Origin of the sequence: Clostridium sp. (assembly GCF_051654825.1) — a bacterium.
GTDB lineage: Bacteria > Bacillota > Clostridia > Clostridiales > Clostridiaceae > Clostridium.
Window position 1 is genome coordinate 21531 of the sequence record NZ_JBOFYU010000034.1, and the last position, 6248, is coordinate 27778.

Genomic DNA, 6248 nt, shown 5'->3' on the forward strand with positions numbered 1-6248 from the left:
ATGAATGATAACAAATTAGAATTATTTAAAGAAAAACTAGAGGATTTACTATATATAATAAAAAGAAATAGCAGATTTAAGTATATGGCATTTACTATTATTTTTAGTGGAGGATTATTATTTTTCTTATCCTCAAACATGCTATTTAATAGTACAAGTAGTGATATAAGCACAGTATTAAATACTCCTTTATCATATGATACAATCAACATTTCATTACAGGATAGAGAGTACAATTCAACTAATGGATTTATAAAATTCAATGTTAAAGTTGAAGATAAAAATATCAATAGGGATTTAAAACCGAGATTTGAGTTAAGGAGTAAAGCAGATCCAGGAGCATTAATTCCAGTAACAGCTATTAAAGTTACTGACAATGAATATGTAGTTATTACAACACATAACAAAAGGTGGTCATATTTATCATTACAAGTATATTTAGATGATCCAAATAACGAAGAGAATGAAGCAGTAGGACCATTCAAATTCTACTCTAATATTGAAGATGTTAATAGTGATAATTCATTAGTACAAAAAAGTGATAAAGAGTATTATGTAGAAATTGTTGATAGAGAGATTTCAGGTATTGAAACTCAAATATCAGAGTATGAGAACCTAATTCAAGAGAATAAATTAGCAATAGAAACTATAATAGATAAGAATAAAAAACTAGAAGAAGAAAAGAAATATCAAATAGATACAGAGCTTGCCAATACTGAAAGCACTATAAATAGTAATATATCAGCTATTAACAGCTTAGAGTCAAAGAATAATGAGTTAGCTCAACTTATAAGTAGGTCAGAAGAGAAGATAAGTAAATTAGAAATTAAAAAATCGGATTACTTAACAGGTAATATAAATGAGTAAGATTAATAGTAAGAAGATATATGTAATATTATTTTTAGTATTAGGATTCTCTTTCATTAGTACTATAAGTGTAAGTGCAGTATCATTAGAGGAAAAAATAATAGAACAAAACAAGCAGTTAAATGAAAGCATTGATGAAAAGCAGATGTTACCAGACTTTTATACTAATCAGTATGAAGAAATAAATAGTTATAGTAATGGCCATGCTATTGATTTAGGTAGTGTAATTATGAAATGGGTTAAGACTATAACTATAGATGGTAGAAATGTTATTATATCTATATATGCATTGTATATTTTAGTGATGTTAATATATCTAGGTATATTCGGTAGTAGAGATTTAGGTAAGAGAAAAAGAGGGATTATCTCATTAATAGGGATATCATTAGTATTCCTATTATATATAAATATACCTCTGATTATGATGTACATTCAGGGAGATAAGAGTTTAATATTCCAAGTATCATTTACAGATAGAGTTAATAATATTGTGTTGTTTCTTCAGAAAAATAGTTTTATAATATCAGCTATCCTTGCTTATGTAGGAGTAACTAAACTAATAGTAAGTAAAAATGATTTGGGATTTAAGCTTCAGGGGAGATATTTAGTTAAGTTTAGCTTTATATTATTAATACTTCTAAATATAATTCCAATAATAATTAGAGTTATTATTTAGAATAATAAAGAATGAACCATACCATAAGTAAATGAGGTTTATAGCCTTAGGTATTGATATGACTTGCCTAAGGCTATTTGTATAAGTAGAAATAGCGTATCATAAGTAAGAACAATAATAGTAATGAATAAGATATAAAAATATTGTCAAGAATATAATTGTGAGAAAATATCTCAAAAAAGTTCACAATTTAAGTTTTATATAATACAATATAATTAAGAGGTGAGAAAAATGCTTATTCAATTTAATTTTAGAAATTATAAGGGCTTTAAATATGAAACATCATTAGATATGACAGCTACATCATTAAAAGAGCATCAATATAATTTAATAGATATGGGAAGTGAAAAAATACTTAAAATTGCAGCAATATATGGAGCAAATGCAAGTGGTAAAAGTACAGTTATTGAGGCTTTTGGTTTTATGAATAGTTTTATATTAAATTCATTTAAATATTCAACTAGTAATATAGATATACCATTAAAGAGATATGCTTTTGATAAAAGCTCAAAATTAGAACCAGCAGAGTTTGAGGTTTTTATTAAATATAAGAATGATGAATATCAATATGGGTTTAAAATAGATAATAAAAAGGTATTAGAAGAATGGTTATACAAAAGAGATTTTAGGAGCAAAAAAACAGCTAAGTATAAGAGTTTATTTGAGAGAGTTGGTAAACAAATAGAGTGTTCAACCCAATTAAAGGATGCTAAGAGTTTAGCATTAATTACAGAGGATAATACATTGTTTTTATCAATTTGTTCTAATGCTAAAATTCCATATGTTAAAGATGTTATGGAATGGTTTAGTAATACAACTATTGTTGACATGGGAGATTGTGAAATAGAAGGTCTTATAACAAGAGGAGTATCCTCTATAATCGAAGATAGAAAATATCAAAAAGAACTGGTAAGATTTTTGAATGCAATAGATATTAATATAGTAGATATAAAAGTTGAAAAAATAAATATAGAGGGAGAAAAAAATAGATATAGGATATATTCTTATCATAATGTTGAGGATAGTAGTGAATTAGTTGCAATTCCATTTTATGAAGAGTCTAGTGGAACACAAAAAATGTTTGCATTATATAGTTTATTTAAACATTCAATTGAATTAGGAATGCCAATATTTATAGATGAACTAGATGCAAAATTACACCCATTACTAATGAAATATATACTAAGTATGTTTCATAGTGAAGAAACTAATGAAAATGGAGCACAATTAATTTATACAGCACATGATGACTTTACACTTAATAAAGATATATTTAGAAGAGACCAGATATGGTTTGTAGAAAAGGATATAAATTCAGTTGCAACTTTATATTCATTATCAGAATATAAAGTTGGTGATAAAAAAGTAAGGAATGATGCTAGTTATAATAAGGATTACTTATCAGGAAAATATGGAGCAATCCCTATATTAAATTCATTTTATATCAGTGAGGATAAAAAATATGAGTAAGTTAGGACGAGAGGGAATAAGAAAATCAAGAAAAATTAGTGTTAGAGATCAACGTCCTGAAACATGTTTAATAATTACAGAGGGTACTGAAACAGAAGTGAATTATTTTGAGAATATGAAGAAAATTATTAATAATAGATATAGAAATAGAGAGATTCAAGAAAACTATCCAATAAAAGTAGAAGGTAAGGGACGTAGCACAAGTGTACTAGTAAATGAAGCTATAAAAAGAAAAAATAGAGAGAATTTTAGTAAAGTATGGGTTGTATTTGACAAAGATGATAATTCAGATTTTGATGTGGCAATTAAGTTAGCTAAAGAAAATAATATTGAAGTAGCATGGTCTAATGAAAGTTTTGAGCTATGGTTATTGTTACATTTTCAAGATTTAAGTGTAGGTATAAAAAGAAATCAATATTTAAGTAATTTAAATAATCATTTTAAAAATAATAATATTAATAATGGGATATATAATAAAAATATATCAAATATTTTTGATGTTATGTTAGATAAAGTAGATATGGCAATAATGAGAAGTGAAAAGTTACGCAAATATTATCACAGACAAAGTGAACAGAATGCATCTAATATGAACCCTGGAACAACGGTTGATATTTTAGTAAAAGAATTGATGGATTATATTAGATGATAAGATACCTAGGTATAAACTTTATTATAGAAAAAAACCTCATTTATCATTGTTACGGAGAACTGTATCATAAATAAGAGATAGATGTAGCCTTAGGCAACTAATATATATGCCTAAGGCTACTTTCATCTTATAAAATATTATATTGCAAGTAAAAGAATTATAAACAAACGTAAAATGTAAGTAAGTGAAAAAATACGTTTAAAACTTGACGTAATACGTTTTGTTATATATAGTTATAGTGCGAGAAAAACAAAAGAAAGGTTGATTAAATCATGAATAATACTATAAAACCTATAAAACCTGTTATAACAGGCTGCTCAACACCATCATTAATGTTACCAGCAATGAAATATTTAAGTGCTGATAGGGAATGGGTAACAATTACGGTACCATTAATATCATTAAGTAGCTTTGTTAAAATAAGTAAAGTAAGAAAAAAAAACGAACCAATTCCAAAAGATATAAAAAATAGATTTTTGGATTCAAAGCATAAAAATGAAATTAAAAAGTACATTTTAGATGAAGAAGAATTTATTATGCCACCTATTACTTTGGTTTCTGATAAGCCTATGCCTTTTAACGGAACTATATATGATGAGTCAGATTTGAATTATACAACAGAAGAGCTTTTAAAAATGAGAGGATCTATTTCTGGAATGGCATTTGTGCCTATGGGCGAAAAGTTTGAATGTTTAGATGGAAATCATAGAACAGCTGCAATAATAGAGTTAGCAGAAGAATATCCAGATGTACTTAAAGATTCATTTATTGTATTAAATATAGTATATGAAACTAGAACGAAGAAAATAAGACAAGATTTTGTAGATGTAAATCAAAATGGAAAGATTACTACAGCATCTATAAATACTTTATTTAATTCAAGAGATGCGTTAAGTAATATAATAATGGATTTATTAGACAAATTCGAGTATTTAAAAGATAAAACTGATTTAATATCAACTAGTATATCAAAAAATTCTAAAGACATTTATACAATTAATAATATTAGAAATTTAATAGTGGAAATTAATGGACATAGTTCACAATCTAAAACTAGTATTCAAAGTTTTTCAAATAAAATAAAAGCTGATAATGAATTAATGGATGAAGTTAGATTTAGATCAGAGTTAACATTAGAATTATTGAAGGAAAACCAAATAATTAAATCGTGTATATTAGATGAAAGTAGGATTCTTAAAGTAAGAGAAAAATCTATTATAACTAGTGGAGCAGGACTTTTAATATTAGGCAGAGTAATTGGTAATATATTCAAATACGAGCGTGATCAAGATAGTATATTAAAATGCTTAAATGATATAATAAACTATGACTGGAGTAGAGAGAATCCAGTATTAAGAAGTGCAGTATTAACATCTAAAGGAACGTTGAGTTTAACACAATCGAGCTTAACGGATATAACTAAAACATTATCTAAAATAATAATTCCATCATATGTTAGTAATTATGAGTTATATTAGTTATAGATTAAATGATGTAAAAATTAAATTTAAGTTAATAACTTAGGAGGACAGAGCATACACATTGTATGCTCTGTCTATTTTAGATTAACAAAAGTTTGATTATTAATAATTAAATAATGAATTTAGGAAAAACTATAATATAAAGTTATTTAGGAGGACATCGTGAGAATTTTATATGCTGTGGAATTAGTAAATAATAATGAGACATATGAAGAGCTAATAGAAGCTAATTGTGATATTCATAGAGTATATTATAAATTTGCTTTAATAGAGGAACTTGAAAGTGAGAAAAATACAATTATATTAAGCCAAGGTTTAGAAGAAGATTTGCAGCTTAGAGATATAATAAAGATATTTGACATGGCTAATAGTAATTCTATATTAATAATAGGGGAACAGTATAGGGATAGTAGATTATTAACTGAGCTTATAAATAATGAAATATATAATGGTGTATTTGAAGATGATGTAGATACAGATTATATAATTCATATTCTGAATAATGAAAGAACTATGGAAGAAGCAAAAGATTATTATGCCATAGTATCAGATCCTATAGTAAATAAAGAAGAACAAAGAAAAGAAAAAAATAGTAAAATAAATTTATTTAAAATTTTTAAAAATTAGATAAAAATTCATTGGAATAAAGTAGCTATAAAACCAGTTAAACTCACGTTTTATTATAGTAGAATACGTGATATAATTTTACTCGTTGGCTAATCAATAGTGATTGGCAATATTTAATGTGGGGTGGAATTATGAGAGTATTATTTGCTTTAAATTACATAAATTCCAGCAAGCAAATTTCTAAATTATATAAAAAGAATTACAAAGAAAGCTTGGACATTGATGTTACGAATAATAAGTTAGATACATTTAAATTGTTAAAAGAAAAGCAATATGATGTTTTGATTATTAATAGTACATTGGATGGACAGGCTATTTTATTTTCAGAAATAGATTATATATTTAAAAGTCAGTTAGCGAATAGAATTATACTTCTGATGGATAGTGATGAAAAGAATTCTAAATTACCACAAATGCTCTATAACTTAGGAGTATTTGATGGATTATATGAAGATGATTCAACTAATATTAATAT

Annotated in this window: 7 protein-coding genes; all 7 read left to right on the forward strand. The window is 25.6% G+C overall.

What is annotated here, in order from left to right:
• A complete protein-coding gene (locus ACRDBA_RS01575; protein WP_438571189.1) occupies positions 1 to 867 on the forward strand; it encodes a hypothetical protein in 867 nt (288 codons plus the stop codon).
• A complete protein-coding gene (locus tag ACRDBA_RS01580; RefSeq protein WP_438571190.1) occupies positions 860 to 1543 on the forward strand; it encodes a hypothetical protein in 684 nt (227 codons plus the stop codon). Before ACRDBA_RS01575 ends, ACRDBA_RS01580 begins: the two co-directional genes overlap by 8 nt.
• Before the next feature lie 231 nt (positions 1544 to 1774).
• Positions 1775 to 3013, forward strand: a complete 1239-nt coding sequence (locus ACRDBA_RS01585) for an AAA family ATPase (protein ID WP_438571191.1) — start codon at positions 1775 to 1777, stop codon at positions 3011 to 3013.
• Complete coding sequence (locus ACRDBA_RS01590) at positions 3006 to 3662, forward strand: RloB family protein (RefSeq protein ID WP_438571192.1); 657 nt, start codon at positions 3006 to 3008, stop codon at positions 3660 to 3662. The genes ACRDBA_RS01585 and ACRDBA_RS01590 overlap by 8 nt, the downstream gene beginning before the upstream one ends.
• A 275-nt stretch (positions 3663 to 3937) precedes the next feature.
• The gene (locus tag ACRDBA_RS01595; protein WP_438571193.1) at positions 3938 to 5143 is read left to right on the forward strand and encodes a DNA sulfur modification protein DndB; all 1206 of its coding nucleotides are present in this window, start codon (positions 3938 to 3940) and stop codon (positions 5141 to 5143) included.
• Positions 5144 to 5308: 165 nt separating this feature from the next.
• The gene (locus ACRDBA_RS01600; protein WP_438571194.1) at positions 5309 to 5773 is read left to right on the forward strand and encodes a hypothetical protein; all 465 of its coding nucleotides are present in this window, start codon (positions 5309 to 5311) and stop codon (positions 5771 to 5773) included.
• A 131-nt stretch (positions 5774 to 5904) separates the two neighbouring features.
• Positions 5905 to 6248, forward strand: a 344-nt coding sequence (locus tag ACRDBA_RS01605) for a hypothetical protein (protein ID WP_438571195.1), incomplete at its 3' end; no start/stop codon positions are given.

Coding starts and splice junctions, on each gene's coding strand:
- ACRDBA_RS01575 (WP_438571189.1), top strand. CDS start 1: ATGAATGATAACAAATTAGAATTATTTAAAGAAAAACTAGAGGATTTA.
- ACRDBA_RS01580 (WP_438571190.1), top strand. CDS start 860: ATGAGTAAGATTAATAGTAAGAAGATATATGTAATATTATTTTTAGTA.
- ACRDBA_RS01585 (WP_438571191.1), top strand. CDS start 1,775: ATGCTTATTCAATTTAATTTTAGAAATTATAAGGGCTTTAAATATGAA.
- ACRDBA_RS01590 (WP_438571192.1), top strand. CDS start 3,006: ATGAGTAAGTTAGGACGAGAGGGAATAAGAAAATCAAGAAAAATTAGT.
- ACRDBA_RS01595 (WP_438571193.1), top strand. CDS start 3,938: ATGAATAATACTATAAAACCTATAAAACCTGTTATAACAGGCTGCTCA.